17 protein-coding genes are annotated in these 16279 nt (G+C 64.5%); 11 read left to right on the top strand and 6 right to left on the bottom strand.

Annotated features, from left to right (window positions below; genetic code table 11):
- Positions 1-409 precede the first annotated feature (409 nt).
- Positions 410-4267, top strand: a complete 3858-nt coding sequence (locus NV1_RS46630) for a toxin glutamine deamidase domain-containing protein (RefSeq protein ID WP_307630465.1) — start codon at positions 410-412, stop codon at positions 4265-4267.
- Positions 4268-4333: 66 nt separating this feature from the next.
- Entirely contained in the window at positions 4334-4864 is a 531-nt protein-coding gene (locus NV1_RS29795) for an SUKH-4 family immunity protein (protein ID WP_067898820.1), read from the top strand.
- A gap of 173 nt (positions 4865-5037) precedes the next feature.
- Here NV1_RS29795 and NV1_RS29790 read toward each other — a convergent pair whose 3' ends face one another.
- On the bottom strand, positions 5038-5994 hold the full coding sequence (locus NV1_RS29790; protein ID WP_067898816.1) for an MBL fold metallo-hydrolase: 957 nt from the start codon (positions 5992-5994) through the stop codon (positions 5038-5040).
- A 47-nt stretch (positions 5995-6041) separates the two neighbouring features.
- Between NV1_RS29790 and NV1_RS29785 the strand changes: the two genes are divergently transcribed.
- Positions 6042-6482 carry a MerR family transcriptional regulator gene (locus tag NV1_RS29785; RefSeq protein WP_067898813.1) on the top strand — a complete coding sequence of 147 codons (441 nt, stop codon included), beginning with the start codon at positions 6042-6044 and terminating at the stop codon, positions 6480-6482.
- Positions 6483-6556: 74 nt separating this feature from the next.
- Here the strand turns inward: NV1_RS29785 and NV1_RS43955 are convergent, their stop codons facing one another.
- Together NV1_RS43955 and NV1_RS29780 are read right to left on the bottom strand one after the other, a co-directional pair.
- A complete protein-coding gene (locus NV1_RS43955; RefSeq protein ID WP_157117450.1) occupies positions 6557-6694 on the bottom strand; it encodes a hypothetical protein in 138 nt (45 codons plus the stop codon).
- 132 nt (positions 6695-6826) lie between these two features.
- A complete protein-coding gene (locus NV1_RS29780) occupies positions 6827-7387 on the bottom strand; it encodes a TetR/AcrR family transcriptional regulator (RefSeq protein ID WP_067898810.1) in 561 nt (186 codons plus the stop codon).
- An 88-nt stretch (positions 7388-7475) separates the two neighbouring features.
- On the opposite strand from NV1_RS29780, the gene NV1_RS29775 reads away from it, so the two are divergent.
- Positions 7476-7937 carry a nuclear transport factor 2 family protein gene (locus NV1_RS29775; protein ID WP_067898807.1) on the top strand — a complete coding sequence of 154 codons (462 nt, stop codon included), beginning with the start codon at positions 7476-7478 and terminating at the stop codon, positions 7935-7937.
- A gap of 163 nt (positions 7938-8100) precedes the next feature.
- Positions 8101-8562, top strand: a complete 462-nt coding sequence (locus NV1_RS29770; protein WP_067898804.1) for an SRPBCC family protein — start codon at positions 8101-8103, stop codon at positions 8560-8562.
- Positions 8563-9267: 705 nt separating this feature from the next.
- Here the strand turns inward: NV1_RS29770 and NV1_RS29765 are convergent.
- Together NV1_RS29765 and NV1_RS29760 are read right to left on the bottom strand one after the other, a co-directional pair.
- Positions 9268-9471, bottom strand: coding sequence for a hypothetical protein (locus NV1_RS29765; RefSeq protein WP_157117449.1), 204 nt, complete (start codon positions 9469-9471; stop codon positions 9268-9270).
- Between the two features lie 684 nt (positions 9472-10155).
- Positions 10156-10362 carry a hypothetical protein gene (locus NV1_RS29760; protein WP_067898798.1) on the bottom strand — a complete coding sequence of 69 codons (207 nt, stop codon included), beginning with the start codon at positions 10360-10362 and terminating at the stop codon, positions 10156-10158.
- A gap of 179 nt (positions 10363-10541) precedes the next feature.
- Between NV1_RS29760 and NV1_RS29755 the strand changes: the two genes are divergently transcribed.
- The 4 genes from NV1_RS29755 to NV1_RS44715 are packed head-to-tail and all read left to right on the top strand — an operon-like array spanning position 10542 to position 13372.
- The gene (locus NV1_RS29755) at positions 10542-10910 is read left to right on the top strand and encodes a hypothetical protein (RefSeq protein WP_245713988.1); all 369 of its coding nucleotides are present in this window, start codon (positions 10542-10544) and stop codon (positions 10908-10910) included.
- The gene (locus tag NV1_RS42585) at positions 10891-11400 is read left to right on the top strand and encodes a DUF6879 family protein (RefSeq protein WP_084525919.1); all 510 of its coding nucleotides are present in this window, start codon (positions 10891-10893) and stop codon (positions 11398-11400) included. Before NV1_RS29755 ends, NV1_RS42585 begins: the two co-directional genes overlap by 20 nt.
- Positions 11397-12242, top strand: coding sequence for a helix-turn-helix domain-containing protein (locus NV1_RS29750; RefSeq protein WP_067898795.1), 846 nt, complete (start codon positions 11397-11399; stop codon positions 12240-12242). The genes NV1_RS42585 and NV1_RS29750 overlap by 4 nt, the downstream gene beginning before the upstream one ends.
- Positions 12137-13372, top strand: coding sequence for an IS3 family transposase (locus NV1_RS44715; RefSeq protein ID WP_218027240.1), 1236 nt, complete (start codon positions 12137-12139; stop codon positions 13370-13372). Before NV1_RS29750 ends, NV1_RS44715 begins: the two co-directional genes overlap by 106 nt.
- A gap of 38 nt (positions 13373-13410) precedes the next feature.
- On the opposite strand, the gene NV1_RS29740 is transcribed toward NV1_RS44715, so the two are convergent.
- Positions 13411-14661, bottom strand: coding sequence for a metal-dependent hydrolase family protein (locus NV1_RS29740; RefSeq protein WP_067898790.1), 1251 nt, complete (start codon positions 14659-14661; stop codon positions 13411-13413).
- A 117-nt stretch (positions 14662-14778) separates the two neighbouring features.
- Between NV1_RS29740 and NV1_RS29735 the strand changes: the two genes are divergently transcribed.
- Both NV1_RS29735 and NV1_RS29730 read left to right on the top strand, forming a co-directional pair.
- Positions 14779-15750, top strand: a complete 972-nt coding sequence (locus NV1_RS29735; protein ID WP_067898787.1) for an Lrp/AsnC family transcriptional regulator — start codon at positions 14779-14781, stop codon at positions 15748-15750.
- A 131-nt stretch (positions 15751-15881) separates the two neighbouring features.
- On the top strand, positions 15882-16061 hold the full coding sequence (locus tag NV1_RS29730) for a hypothetical protein (RefSeq protein ID WP_067898784.1): 180 nt from the start codon (positions 15882-15884) through the stop codon (positions 16059-16061).
- Positions 16062-16279 lie beyond the last annotated feature (218 nt).

Genomic DNA, 16279 nt, shown 5'->3' with positions numbered 1-16279 from the left:
CCCGCCTCGCCAGAGCCCCAGAGGCACCGAATACGGCACCTATACCAGCGGCACCCGCTACCGGCGCGAACCGGACGGCACCGAATACGGCACCGAACCCGACGGCCTGCGCTACCGCCGCGACCCCGACGGCACCGAATACGGCACCGAATCCGACGGCACCCGCTACCACCGCGAACCCGGCGGCGCGATCCAGTACACCTACCCGGATGGCGGCAGACTCCGCATATCCTCCGACGGCACCCGGTACTCGACCGAGCCCAACGGCGTCAAGGAACGCAGAGCGCCGGGTACCTCCGACTGGGTCCCCGACCCCGACCGCGAAGACCCACCCGACACCACAGTCCCACGCCGCGGCGGCATTCTCGCGGTCGACCTCACTCACTTACCGAAATTCCTGGCGATCGGCATGAGCGGCCCCGGAGCCCACGGCCTCTCGTCAGCCCGGCATCCGAACCTTCAGGCCCCCGACAACCAGAACATTGTGCTGGGCACGCGGTCCGGCGAACCCACCGGCCACAGCACCACATTGCGATCCCGGACCGACGCGATTCTCCCAACGACCGAGACCGCGCCCGCGGCGTTCGCATCCGAGACCGAATCCGTGCCCGAGCATCCGTACGCACGTGCCCTGGGCGCGGCGCTGACAGGCGACCGACCGATCGACTTCGCCCGAGTGCTGACCATCCTGAACAGCGCTCACTCCGCACCGGAGGTGCTCGACAACGCGTTCGCCGCCACATCCGGCCGCCCGCTGAGAGACGTTGTCCGCGAAGCGGTTCAGCAGGGACGACTGTCCGCATCCCAGGAACGCCGGATGGCTCGCCTGATGGGCTGGCAACCGAAGCAGGACCTGCCCGCCGGGGTGAGCGTGCCGCGCACCGCGGCGCGTCCGGGCCAGTCGCCCGCCGACCTACCCGCGGTGCGCGAGTACGTGAAATCGCTTCTGTCGGTTGATGATACCGACGGCGCCCTGGCCTTCATCGAAAATCTGAACCGCAACCCGCGCAAACTTTGGGCCGTCCAGGACGCCTATCGGAACGAGACCGGGGGGCGCGATCTGGTTACGGATCTACGCAACGGCCTGCCGGAGGAGAAGGAGTATCTCGACCACGTCTTCGCCGAATCCCCGCAGCGGCACTCGCTTTGGGGCTCGGACGACGAGCGGGTGCCGGTGGAGTGGGATACCGCCCGGGAATGGTTCGCACACATCGACACCATGACCTTCGAGCACTGGTCCGGCGACCACCCGATGCCGCACGGCTATCTCGACACCGGATGCGTCCAGTTGGCGCATCACGTTGCGCTGGAACTGATTTCGCTCGGCACCCAACCGCGCAAGATTCTCGTCAACGGCGAGGACCTGCGGATGAACCAGATCCTGCCGGACGGTACGGCCAAGCTGCTGGACTCGCACGCGATGGCCCTGGCCCCGGGGCGCTTGCTCCCGCCGCGCACCGAGAACGAAGTGCACCGACCCGAATCGTTGCGAGAACTCGACCGGGCCCTGGCGGACGCCGACACCGACGAGCGTCTGTTGCAGAGCCTGAACATCATGGCGCGCCGGAAGCTCGGCGGACAGATCCGCGACGCGGTGCAGGACTATCTGCGCACACATCAGGCCGAGGGCGCACCAGCGGTCGAGAGCGACATCCTCGCCATCATCGATGCCCGTTTGGCAGGCAATCCGGCACGAGTCGGACTGATCGACGACAACCCCGCACTCGCGAGATTCCTGCAATCCCACCTGCCCACCGAGTTCCACAGCTTCATCGTGGGCAATCGGGATACGGACTCCGATCACGAATATGCCGCCCAGCTCGCCACCGCCTTGCAGGGCGACGGTCCGATCGCCTTCCCCGCGATGCTGGACACGCTGCGGCATGCGGCGGTGCAACGCGATCCCGCCTTCCTCGAGGGCGCTTACCAGATCGCCCACCACATCCCGTTGGCCGCCGCGGTGCGGCAGGCGCACGAGACGGGCCGGTTGTCCGACGGGCAGGCATCCCGGGTGCGGCACCTGATGGGCTGGGAACCGGCGACGATTCCCGCATCCGCGCTCCCGGCGTCCGTGTCCCGGGAGAACACGCCAGCGGTGCGCGCGTACACCGATGCGATACGAGACCGGATCGATTCCGGACAGCCTCTCGCCGCACTGACAATGATCATGCAGTTGGACCGCGATCCGCACGCACTGTGGCCCGTCCAATCCGCGTACCGGACCGCCACCGGCGGCCGCGAACTGTTCGACGACCTACGCACCGCTCTACCCGACGAACACGACTACATCGACCACGCCTTCGCCCGTCCCCCGGCCGCGATCTCGGCGTCGGATGCGGACCCGGCCCCGGTCCTGGAAGATACGGCCACGGACTGGATCCGGGCACTGGGCGAGCTCCCGTTCACCACCGAGGTCGGGTCCATCGAACGTGCTCACCTGACCGCATCGGCCCTGATCCGGCAGGGCACCTACCCCCGCAAACTCGTCATCACCGCAGAGGGTATGCGGGCGCCCACCACGGTGCCGGATGCCTTGCGCCGCAACGTTTCCAGCCAACAGTCCGTGCCCATCAGCCAGTACACCGCGAACCTCGTGCACACCGTCGAGGGCGGAATAGCCGCCTGGCAGGTCTTCGACCCGGCCCTGAGCAGGTCACCGATGCTGATCCAGGAGGTCCTCACCCACCTGCAGGCGCCACACGACGCCCGAATCCACGAATTCACCGTCCCGGAAACTCTCGCGGAACTCGAACAGCAGGTCACATCGGACTGGGAGACCAAGCGCGACAACGAACTCGGCGGGCAGCCGACCGCAGGTACGGCCCGGCCCGGCCCCGCACGACCGGTCTTCCCGGCCCTCGATACCGACCCCGCGATCGCACCGCCATCGTCCACCGCACCAGGCGCTCCGGCGACGGACACATATATCTCCGAACCACAGGCTTCGGCAACATCTGTGACCGAACAGCAACTCCCACAACCTGTTTCACAATCCGCCAGCGGCAGCAACTCGCCCGCCCACGGCCTGTCCGAGGATCGAGAGGCAGTCCTCGAACAGGCCCGGGAGAGGCGTGCGATGCTCAAGGCGGCGACGCCCGTCGGACCGACCACGCCGGTCGCGGCGAATCCTCGCAGCGCCACGGCCTCGTTCGATCACCTCCGGTACGAGCACGCCGGTGGCGAGGACCTCGTGGCGCCGGTCGCGGTCGCGCGAATCGTCATGCACACCAGCCTCGGTCCGGGCGTCACTCCCGATCAGGCTCTCCAGTTCTGGCAGAGAGCCCATCTGGCAACGGATTCGGAGTTCGGTCGCGGCGAGATTCTGGAGCCGATGCAACTGCTGCACGTGGACCTCGTGCCCACACAGAGCACAGCGGACATCGCTTCGGCGCACCTGAACATCACCATCGGCCACGGCCACGGCCAGTGGCATCCCGATATGTCCGTCGAGTCCTTCACCGAGAATCTGCGCGAGCACCTCGGCCTGCCACGTCCCTCGAACCCCGACGGATTGAGCGCGGACGATCTCCGGCACCTCGGCAACGCGATGGCCCGCGCGCTCACCGCATCACGACTCACCGGCCTCGGCGGCACCCGCCATTTCGGACTCAACTACCTCCAACCGCTGGAAGACCCCGGCTTCCAGCACGAGGTCGAGGACGCCCTGCGCGACGGCGACCGATTCCTGGTCGGCGCGGACCCGCGCGACAACGACTACGGCACGCTCGTCAACGCCGGCGGCACCAGTGAGCCGGGCCGTAACAACAACTGTCTCGACACGTCGCTGGCCGGTCTGGCGAGCTTCATGGGCGACCCGCAGGTCGCACTGCCCCGGTGGCTCGACAATCGCTGGGGTGAGGCGGGCGGCATGCAGCGTGCCCAGAACTTCCTCGGCACCCCGATCCAGAGCTTCAATTCCGCCGGTAGCATGGACAGACAGTTCGCGGCTCTGCACGAATCCATCGAGCAGCAGGGCCCCGGCTCGGCGGCGCTGGTCCACAACATCTGGCAGAAACAGGACCCGATCACGAAGCAACCGCTGTTCTACTCGAACGGGTTCCCGGTCCTCAGCGACATCAGCCATGCCACGGTGGTCGTCTATCCGACGACCGTGGCGCCGAACCGCACACCGGGACCGGTGTGGTGGGACCCCCAGAGCGGCGTCACCTCCGACCACCCGCCCGCCTGGTTGGTCGACAGGTCAGCACATATGGAATACCTGCTCGTGCCCCGGCCGACAACCACACCGGCCGGACCCACCAGCTGACACCCGCACGTTGGCGATCCGGTCCCCGGAGTCGAAATCCCCGCTCGCCCCGACAAGGAGCCGCACATGCCCGACCTCAGTACCCGGGAACACACCCGCGAGTACCTGGCCGAGATATTCCCCACCGACGATCGGGAATGGCGGATCTACCAGTTCCGGCACGGCTGGATCTGCCAGCCGGAACCGACCCCGGAACAGATCGCGGCAGGCCAGGGCCTCGGCCGGACGAACCTGCTGATCGACGCGCAAACAGCGGTCGTGTTCGAGTACCCGAGCTGGTCCGTCGATATGGTCGCGGACGATTACACGACCACCGAACAAGACGGCCGCCGCCCCAACGGCAGACAGATCCATCCACCCCTGTGGCGGCTGACGATTCGCCGGACCGGGGAAACCCCCGGCACGGTCGGATACCACGTCCAGGTGCTGTCCCTGGCAACCCCACCGGCCGAGAACGCCGAGTACAACCTCACCATCGACAAACGGACTTTCCAGCGCGAGGGCAACGGTCCCCTCGCAGGCAACGTGATCGCCTGGGCGGAAGCCCAGAGCAGACAGCACGGTATCTGGCCTGCTCGAGGCGCCTGGAACCCGTAGCCCCCCCTGTCGGGGGAAATGGAGCTGTCCGGGGAATCGGCGGATGTCCGGTCGGCGTTTGCCGCATTCCTTGTGGCACAACGATATACGCGTTGTGCACAGGTCCGCGTCCCGTACTCCCGCACCGCCCCGTGCGGGTTCACCAGTCCCGCGCGAACGACGATCTCACGAGTTCACGGTAGCGCCCGCGCGGGATCGATCCGGTTGGTGGCGAACCGGCTGCTCGCGTCGTGATCGTGCGTCGGCACGATGGTCACCGTGCGACGGGCCAGGTGCAGCCGGTGCAGGGTCCGGAAGGTGGCGTCGCGCTGCACGTCAGCGAAAAGCCCTGGGTAACTGGCCTTCTGGCGAATATCCTCGATCTGCAGGTGGTGCCACGCGGCATCGCCGGCGAGCAGCACCCAACCGCTCGAGGTGTGGCACAGAATCCCGATGCTGCCCGGGGTGTGACCGGCCAGATCGACGAGCACGACACTGCCGTCGCCGAACAGATCGTGGCTGCGGGTGAAGGTGAGCACCGGCGGTCCGTCGAGTTCGAACTGCTCGAGCGGACGGTCGCGCAACGAATCGCGCACACCGCCCACCGGAGCTACCGCACCGCCGGTTATCCACCGGTGCTCGTCGCTGTGCAGGCGAACCGGCAACCCGGGAAAGTCGAGCAGGCCGCAGACATGATCCCAGTGCGCGTGCGTCGGCAACGCGAAATCCGGTGCGGGGAGCTGCTTTTCGCTGTGCAAGGCGGTGACCGTCGCGATGGTGCCGGTGGGCGGCCGGACCGCGACCCGCAGGATCGCGGGCAACTCGGCAATGGCCCGGCGCTCGGCGTCGAGGCAGAAACTCGGATCCACCAGGAAGGTGGCCTCCGGATGCCGAACGACGAACGAGGTGAGCGCATTGCGAATCCGCTTCGGATCGAACCGCCCCTCCACGACCATGGCCGTCGGCACGGGACGCGGCACCTGTTCCAGGGCCGTGATCTCGACCGTGCGCCGTGCGACCGGCAACCCGGCATCGGTGATCGACCGCAGGAAAGTCTCGTCGGGCTTGCGCGGCCGCACCATTCCCAGAACCAGACCTGTTGCTGCGGAACAACATTCGAAAAAATTCGGACTGCGAACTGATTTCGGCATGCCGGAACGCTAATACTTGATGTCGACATGAAGTCAAGGAGGCGATCGTGACCACCGAACCGAACCTGCGCATCGGCGACGCCGCGGCGATCCTCGGCATCGAGGCCCACGTCCTGCGCCACTGGGAATCCGTCGGCCTGCTACACCCGCCCCGCACCCCCGCAGGCCACCGCATCTACACCCAGCAGACTCTCGACATCGCCCGCCTGATCCGCACCCTCCAACGCACAGGCCTCTCCCTGGAACAAATCCGCACCCTGGGCGCCAACACCAGCCCCACCCGCATCACCCTCATCGAAACCAAACGCGCCGAGATCCACGCCCGAATGCGTCTCCTCGAAGCCACCGACACCTTCCTCGCCCACCTCACCACCTGCAGCCACCCCCTGATCGCCGACTGCCCCGAATGCACGAAGTTCAGCCACGTCGAGCCGCCGACCCACCCCAAGAACTCGCCGATACACCGATTGCCAACACTCACACACTGACCATCGCGGAGGCCCCACGCCTGTCGACCCGACAGGCAATGCCGATGGCAGTCCGGGTGACCACCGATATCCCCTCAGGTCTCGGACCGCACCAACCCGCTCATCACTTGCTTCAGCTTCTGCACGTCGGTCGAGTCCGGCAATACATGGTCAGCGCCGACCAGGTGCTCGACCGGAGTTTCGCCCGGCGGCGACGGCAATGACGTGGGCACCGCCCGACACCGCGGTCTCGATACCCCGGACTGTCACCGATCAGAACGGTGTTCTTGCAAGCGGATTCGGACGAGTATCGGTCAGCGGCTCGGGCTGTGCGATCGGCACCAGGGCGGGCTGGGCACCCACGGTCAGCCGATGAGAGCTCGGGTGGCCGCCCGCCCGGCGCGTGCCGCCCGCGCGTCCCCGGTGATGGACGCGGTGACGATTGCGCCCTCGGCCAGTAGGCAAACAGGTTCCGCCGGTGCGTCGGACGCGGCCCGGACCCACGCCGCGATCTGGTCATGGAAGGCCTGCTTGTGCGAACGAACTTCGGCGAGGATCGCGGGTGCGGCGGATCCCAGTTCGCCGTAAGCGTTGATCCAGGCGCAGCCGCGAAAACCGGGCTCGGCAAACCACCGCTCGAGCCAGTCGAAGAGAGACAAGACCCGTTCATGAGGGTCTTCGTGCTGCTCCACGTACTCGGCCAGACTCGCGCGCCACCGGCGGTCCCGGCGTTGCAGCACGGCAACGACGAGATCTTCCTTGGTCGCGAAGAGCGCATAGATGCGCTTCAGCGGCATACCCGCCGAGGCCCGAATGGCGTCCATGCCGACCGCCTGGATGCCGCGGTCATAGAAGAGCGCTTCGGCGGCATCCAGGAGTACGTCGCGATTTCGGAACATCTCTTCTTCGCTGATAGGCGCTGGCACGCCATGCCTCCTTGACGTTGAGAACGGTCGTTCCCTACGGTAGTGGAACACCTAGAGAACGATCGTTCTCCAGAAGGAAAGGTCAGCAATGAGCGAATCCCGCCCGCCGTTCCCGCCGTTCACCGAAGAGACCGCACGCCAAAAGGTGCAAGCAGCCGAGGATGCGTGGAACACCCGCGACCCGCACCGCGTGGCGCTGGCCTACACACCCGATTCGGTGTGGCGTAACCGCGACGTGTTCGTCACGGGTCGCGAGGAGATCGTTCAGTTCCTGACCGGCAAGTGGGAACGCGAACTCGACTACGCCCTGCGCAAGAGCCTGTGGGGGTTCCGGGAGCACCGCATCGCGGTCCGGTTCCAGTACGAGTGGCACGACTCGACCGGCCAGTGGTGGCGCAGCTACGGCAACGAGTTGTGGCAGTTCAACGCAGAAGGACTCATGGAACGACGCGAAGCCAGCATCAACGACGTACAGATCAGCGAAGCCGACCGGCGAATCTTCGGCCCACGATCCGCAGACGATCTCGGTGCCGAGATTCCGCTCCGATAGTCAGGACAGCAACTCACGCACAGCCAAGGCGGGCCCGGTCGCACAAGCGGCCACGCCCACACACCAATTCGCCGCCACCCCTTTCGCGGATGGATTCCGGCCGGAGTGGCGTAACGATGCGACTCATATTGTTACATAGTAACAATACTGATACCGTGTTGGGATGCGCGATGCAGTGAGTCTGACGATGTCCGCCCCACCGGATCGGGTGTGGAAACTGATCAGCGATGTCACCCAGATCGGCCGGTTCAGCCCGGAGACGTTCGAGGCCGAGTGGCTCGACGGCGCCACAGGACCCGCTGTCGGCGTCCGATTCCGGGGACACGTGCGGCGCAATGAGATCGGGCCGGTCTACTGGACGGTATGCCGGATCGTGTCCTGCGAGCCGGGGCGCGAATTCGCCTTCGTTGTACTCGGCCCGGGTGGCCGCGCCCTGAATACCTGGCGATACCGTCTCACCCCCACCGCCGAGGTCACCACGGTCACCGAATCGTTCGAACTCGACGGCATGCTGTTGCTGCGGATCTACTGGAGGCTGCTGGGCTGGGCGCGCGGGCGGCGCAACCGCCGGGGCATGCTCGAGACTCTCCAACGCGTCAAGCGGGCCGCCGAACAGACCGCCTGACCCACTTTTCAAATCATCCGGCGACCGCCCCAGTCACACCACACCCGGGACCTGATCCCGCGGAGGCCCCGAGCGGCGGATAGGCCGTCTATCCGCCTACTGCCTACTCTCCCCCGCCCAAGGCGGCGAAGGCGCGCCGGATCCGGCGCATGATGCTCGCCACACCTGCGGCACGCTGATGCACCTGTCATCACCGCGCGGCTCGGTCACGCCGATAGCGCCTTCTCCATGCGAACCTACGTGCATTCGCAGGACGGGCGTCGGCCTCCGCGGCGGGCATTCCGGAGGGGGTTACGACAAACAGTGACAAGACGGTTTCTGCGCCCGGGGCCGCCACAAACGACGAAAGGCCGGAAAACCGCTGGCTAGGGGTGGTGTGAGGTGGAGCCGCCTGGGGGAATCGAACCCCCGACCTTTTCATTACGAGTTATCACTTCTGAGTTTTACTGGGATTACACAAGATTGATCGACATTCACAAACTACCAGGTAGACAGCGATTTTCAGACCGAGAACATACCTCCAGATACATCGAGATTGAACAGAGAACATCTAATCGTGCGAACCGTGTGCGAACCGCCTAGGCAAGGCTCGACCAGGTGCAGCAACCCCGATATGTGGGGAGACCGGGGCAGCCATACACAGAAAACCCCCGAATACTCTCCGGGGGTTCTCAGTTCAGAGGGATGCGCGGATCGGTAAGCGCGTCAGCGATCCTCCGGGGTGTACTCGGCGTACTGCCAGCGTGGGGGCGTGGCTACGCCCAACTCCTCAGCCGCGTTGATCAGTGCCCTGATGGCGGGGTGTTCCGGTTTCAGGAACCGGCCCGCCTCTTCGGTGATCTGCCCGAGCTGTTCCCGCAACCGCTCGGAAGTCTCCCGGTCAAGCATCCCCGTAGGTTCGGTGGCCATACCAGTAATCTCCTGATCAGAATCGCTTCGGGCATTGCGGGCCGGACACGTCCCGAGTGTTCGACACGTTGTCGAACCGGAACGTGTGTCCCTGGATTGTGCCGCGATCGCTACTGCGATGCGCCATGTACCGGCGTAGCACGCTGCGGACACGTCGTACGAGTGACGAGACGGGTACCGGGGCGGCACGGTCGTATCCGTTTTCTGAGAGGCAACCACCCACCGACCCCGGTCTTCGTACTCCAGTGCCAGCGTGAGGCTGTGGGAATCGGGCGGTACGTCGATGCACGCGGCCCACCCGGAACCGGTGATTTGTGCACCCAACACGGTCGGCACCGACCGCGTGAACTCGAAATCACAATCGTTCGCTGCATGAGCCGGACCCGTGCCGACTGTGAGCGCTGGACTCAATCCGACAAGTGCAGCTACCAGAACCAGCCCTGATCGCGTATTCATCTGTCCCCCTGTATATTTCGGTTGTCAATTACGGACTTGAGTGCGTCACGAAACCGGGTGATCACCTCTACCGGCAACGGCTCAGCCTTCGCCCCGGTAGCCAACTGCGGAACCATGTACGTTCCGGGTTCGCTACGTTGGTCAAGCACGGTTCTCACTCCCGACGCGGCCAGAGCAACAAAGCGAAGAACGCGACCAAGGGCACAGCGAACGCTACGCACAGCCCCATCACGCGGGCTCCGTCTCGTCGTCCACGAACCGGAGCACTTCCGCTTCGCCGGGGCCGAACGGCCGAGCGTCGTTGCAAGACTGCCGGGGCTGGTAGAACTCCAGATACACCCCGGTACCCGGTACGTCGCCGGGGGATTCCTCTACCTCGAACACCCCACCCGGAAACGTGTAAAGCCTTGTGCCCCTGCGTGGTTGGTCTGTCATATCGACCCCTCGTAGATTGGAAGGCTCCCCGGTACCGAGACCTAACGTCAGCCGGTACCGGGGGCTGAGTCCGAAGCTACGAAGCATCCCCGAGCGGGTCTACAAGTTTGCCAAAGTATGCACGGATCGGGCTGATATCTGGCGTGGCATGCCCCTATGAGGGACGATCAACAGGTGTAGTGCATACCTCTGCATACGACTGGACGAAGGACAAGATCATGCCTTTACGATTCCTCGGCAAGGGTGGCTCGGACGGTAACGGGTGCCCTACCTTGCTGGCGAACGACCCGAGCGGATACGTCGTGCAAGGATGGGAGACTAAAACCATTGGGACAGTTGAGATTCCGCATCTGCTACTCGGCTTCGCGGAACCGGATACGTTCATCGGTGCAACCTTGACCGACACCGGCCGGGGAACGTTCCGGCTCACCGGTCGGCCGATCACGGCGCCCGAATTGCTCGCACAGCTCGACCTTGCCGAAGATGAAACCGCTATCGAGGTGCCGAAGCTGAAGAGGAGTTACTACGGTGGAATATCGGACCGGTGACCACTGGGATGCATTGTTCCGCGAATGCCGACACGATGCGTTCCACTTGGAAACCAGGGACTCGTACCGTGAAATCAACGAGTCCGAACGATTGCACCGGTTTCTGAACAACGAACCGCCCCCGGACCCTGCAACGCCGTGGCAGGCGTTGATACGGGAAATCACCGGTAAAGGCGTATCGGTCTCTCGGGTCCGGGTAGTCACAGAACCACACTCGGACTATCAGCAATGGTTGCTGTCAGTCACTGTGCACAATATCAACGCGGGTGAAGACATTCGGTATGTGCCGCGACACCTAGCGGGAGACGTACCGCCGGACGACTGGTGGTTTCTCGATTGGGAACGTGTGGCTTACAACCTGTGGGATGCCGAAGGTAACCCTGTGGGAATCGGGTTAACCATCGACCCTGGAATAGTCCGGCACTGCCGTGAAGTACGCGAACGGCTCTGGGATTTGGCTACGCCGTACGCAGAGTACGCCGGGCAGTGACAGACAATATCCACGATGCACGGGAAGCTCTCGGAGCGCGTCTCCGGGAGCTTCGCCGTACAGCTGGTCTGACCGGCCGTAAGCTCGCCCAACTGTCCGGATGGCACGAAACCAAAGTGTCGAAACTCGAATACGCCCGGATCAACCCATCCGATGCGGATATTCGGGCGTATTGTGAACACACCGGCTCACGAGACCAACTAACAGACCTGTTAGCCACGCTGCACAACATTGATGCCGCGTACCTCGAATGGCGGAAGGTTCTCGGTACCGGACACAAGCGGAGACAGCAGAAATCAGCTCAGCTTGAATCAGAGGCACGGTTCATCCGCGCGTATCAGACGCAGATCGTTCCGGGGCTACTGCAAACCGCCGAATACGCTACCGCGCTACTGCGGAGACTCATAGAGTTCTACCGGATGGCTAACGATTTGGATGCGGGGGTATCCGCACGGATGGAACGGCAACGGGTTCTATACCGGCGTGACCACCGATTCAGCTTCTTATTGTCTGAGCAAGCGTTGTATTCGACGGTCGGAGACGACGACGTGATGATAGGTCAACTGGACCGGCTGACGACTCTTTCCGGTATGCCGCGAATGACTATCGGGATTATCCCCGCTACAGCGGAAGTTCTAACGTTGTCTACGAGTTTCGTCATGTACGACAACCGCATGGTGATGGTTGAAGGCACCGCAGCCGAGTTGACGATTACCCAACCGCGAGAGGTAGCGATATACAGCCGGGCGTTCGACACCCTTGCCGGACAGTCCGTCACCGGGGAAGCTGCCCGGACACTGATCCGCCGGGCGCTGACAGTCCGGACCGAAGCGGCCGAGTAGGGCAGTCCGCCGGACCGGACAGCGGTCCGGCGGGTTATTACGCGTGGCGGGACCGGAAACCGTCGGCCACCGCGCAGCGCCGTGAGATCCTCGAAGCCGAGATCCGATTCTGTTTCGAGCATTCCGACGGCACCTACGGCTATCGCCGTATTCATGCCCAGCTCGCCCGCTGGGGCACGGCGGTGGACCCGGACACGGTCCGTGTGATCATGCGTGAGCTGGGCCCGGTCCCGTGCCAGCCACGTCCGTTGCGTCCGGTGACGACGATCGCCGGCGACTCGGCCGGCCTGCCGGATCTGGTACGTCGCGACTTCACCGCCGAGAAGCCCGCGGCCAAGCTCGTCGATGATATCACTTATATCCGGACCTGGGAGGGATGGCTTTATTTGGCGACCGTGCTGGACTGTTTCTCGAAGAAGGTCGTCGGGTACGCGATGGCCGAGCATATGCGCACCAAATTGGTGACCGACGCCTTGCGGATGGCGGCCCGTAATCTGCCGTTTCAGCGTGGAGAGACGATATTTCATACCGATCGCGGCGTCCAGTACATGTCGGCCGAATTCGCATCCGCGGCCCGGGAATTGGGTGTTCGGCGTTCGGTAGGCCGGACAGGAGTGTGCTGGGATAACAGCTGGGCGGAATCGTTCAACGGTACTCTGAAGAACGAGCGCGTCCACCGCACCGAATACCCGACACAGGAACATGCCCGAAAGGATATCGTCGCCTATATCGAGTTGCGGTACAACCAGATTCGGCTCCATTCCAGCATTGACTATCGGACTCCGAACGAGGTAGAGTCCGAATGGTTCGAACGGAACAAGGCGGCTCGAGGAGACCAACACCTCGCTGTCCGAATACTTTCCAGCCCCTCAGGATCTTCATGGGCACCTTCGACCTGCTCGCCGACGCCATCGCCCAGAAGTGAGGCGTCGCGGACGCTGCCTCGGACCGCACACTCCTGGTCGAGCAACTGCCGGACGAGTTTGCTGCCGATCTGCCCCGTACCGTGTCATGACAACGATCACACAAACTCGATATGCAACGTGAATCCGGGTTACCTCACTGATGAGGAATCATGCTTGCACGGCCCTGCACTGTGTCTCATCTGGATCGTCGGCCTACGGCCGTGAGCGGCGGCGAGCACTGGCGTCGTCCCGCAGCCGACGGCTCATCCGCCGAGTCCGAGCGTCGAATGCAGGAGTTCGCCGCCTTTCCAGACACCGAGGACGTGTTCTTCCTGGCCGAGTTGGTCGAGGTGTTCGAGAGGATCGATGTCGAGTGCGATCAGGTCGGCGTCGTATCCGGGGGCCAGCCGACCCGATCGGGGAGCCTGCGGGCCCAAGGTCAGTGGCCCGTTCGCGGTGGCTGCCTCGATCGCTTCCAATGGTGACAATCCGGCACGGGCCAACAATGCGGCCTCGCCGCCCATATGGGTGAACGACAGATGGCTTGTCGGGCCGGCGGTGACCATATCGGAGCCGGTCGCGAAGGTCACGCCAGCGTCGTGGGCGACCGCCATCGCACGGGCGTGATCGTCGGCGATCTCCTCGAACTTCCGCGCCACGTGCCGGGGAAAGGTATCGAGCTGCCGCAAACCGACGTCGATGATCGTCCGGGTCGGGACCAGAATGATGTCCTTTTCCCGCATCGCCGCCGCGGCTTCCTCGTCCACGTAACTGCCGTGCTCGATAGTGCGCACGCCCGCTTCGATGGCCGCCATGATTCCGCGTTTGCCGTGACAGTGGGCCATCACGGCGCGATCGGCACGGGCCGCCTCTTCGACCATCACACGGAGTTCATCGGACGAGAACTGCTGGTGTTGTGGCTGATCGACCACACTGACGACCCCACCGCTCGCACAGACCTTGATGACCCGGGCGTTGTTGCGCAACTGCGAGCGGACGGCTTTGAGGCACTCGGCTACACCGTCAGCCGTACGGTGGTACTGCTCGCGGAAGTTGGCGGGGTGGACCCAGTGCTCGGGGTAGGAGTGCACGTCGGCGTGGCCACCGGTGGGGCTGATAGCCGCCCCGGCGCCGTAGATGGTCGGTCCGGCGATCGTTCCGTCGTCGACGGCCGACGCGATCCAGATCCCCAGCCCGGCGGCGTCGCGGACGGAGGTGTAGCCGGCACGCAGCATGGCCTCCAGGTCCTTGACCAGCCGTGCCCCGGCCAACGCCGGTGACGTGGTCAGGGCAACCTCGAAGCTGGCCGTGGTGGTCCCGACCAGGTGCACATGCACATCCCACAGGCCGGGCAGTACAGTCGGCACCGTGGCCTGGACCGGGATATCCGGCGCCTCGGCCCGAGACCCGGCGTAACGCACACTCCCCGACTCGACGACGACAGTGCCGTCGCGAACGGGGATACCGCGGCCGGGGATCAGCAAATCAGCGTCGATCCGAAACGGGTCGGTCATCGGAAATCTCCTCGGCAACTTGGCGTTCATCGATGTGATCACGACGAGAATGGCACCCGATGACTGATACAGACAACAATTTTGCAACTGTGACGGAATCAGCCATAAGATTGGCCGATGTGCGCATCGCAGACGGCATTGAGCGATCTGGACCGGAGGATCGTCGGTGCACTCCAGGTGGACGGCCGCGCGTCCTGGCGGCAGATCGCGGCCGCGATCGGTGAACCCGAGCGGACGATCGCCCGACGTGGCGATGCGCTGCTGAGATCCGGTGTGGTCACGGTCATCGCGGCGTCCCCGCAGGGCGAGGGGGTGATCGTCCGGGTCCGATGTGGTCCTGGTATGGCGCGACCGGTCGGCGCGGCTCTGGCACGTCGATCCGACAGCTCCTCGTGCTGTTTGCTGACCGGCGCGGTCGACTGCTTCGCGGAGATCTTCTACCCGCAGGAGCGTCTCGCCTCTCTCGCGCTCGACGAGATCAGCGGCACGCCGGGTGTGGTCGATATCCGGACCGACCCGATCACCCGGTACTACCGCGCAGTACATGGATGGCAGCCCGGACTAATCACGCAGAGCGAGGCCACCGCGATCACCAACTGTTCCCTGCCGGCACGCTTCAGCACCGGCATTTCCGGACTGCCGCCGCTGACTCGGGAGGAACAGACGATCCTGGGCGCGTTAGGTACGGACGGACGGATGCCTTACGAGGCGCTGGCGCGACTCGCGGGCCTGTCGGAACCCACCGCGCGGCGCCGCGTTCAGTCCCTGCGGAGCAGTGGCCGAGCGGTGATCCGGGCGGTCATCGAGCCGCGACTGATCGGCCTGCCGGCGGAGGCAATGCTGTGGATCCGCGCTCGACCGCGCGATGTCGATGCCATCGGAGAGGCACTCGCGGCGTCGCCTTTCATCCGCTACGCCGCCGCCACGATGGGCGAGTACCAACTCGTCGCGCAACTCATCGTCGCGGACATGCGCGCGCTGCACGACTGCGTCACTCGGTCGCCATGGTCATCCCGGGCTGTTTCCGTGGAAACCTCGTTGATAGTCGCGACACCGAAACGCAGCGGTGTGCTGGACACCGAACGTTGATGTACCCCGGCTTTCATCGGGTAGATCGTTCTACCGCAAGCAAACCGCGAAACCGTACGCCGACCAGCAGCAGCTCGCCGGATGGTTGCGGGGGCGTCGGCGGATCGAGAATTCCGTCCATCATGTCTGTGATGTCACCTTCCACGAGGACCGCAGCTGTCCGCACCGGCAACGGACCGCAGGTTCTGGCAACGTTCCGGAACACGATCATCAGCCTGTTCCGGCTGGCCGGTCACCTCAACATCGCCGCCGCATTACGACACCATGCCCGCGATTTCCACCGACCCGCGGAACTACTGCTCACCTGCTGAAGCAGACTTTGCTGGGGCTCTGCCATCAGTGATATCCGCAGATGATGGGCGAGGCGGTCGGGCGGCCGCACTGTTCCGATGATTCACGCGCATGCGAACCGACACGACATGTGTTGGAATCGCTGACCCAGGCGCGGCGGCCCGGCAGCCCGAAGCACCTTCCTGTGTGCTCTATTGCCGCCGCTTCTCAGGGGTACGCTGTTGGTTAACGAAGGGTT

Origin of the sequence: Nocardia vaccinii NBRC 15922, from assembly GCF_001613305.1 — a bacterium.
In the GTDB taxonomy this organism is placed as follows: domain Bacteria; phylum Actinomycetota; class Actinomycetes; order Mycobacteriales; family Mycobacteriaceae; genus Nocardia; species Nocardia vaccinii.
Note: the sequence above shows the minus strand (reverse complement) of the source record. Positions and strands in the feature narration are given on the sequence as shown.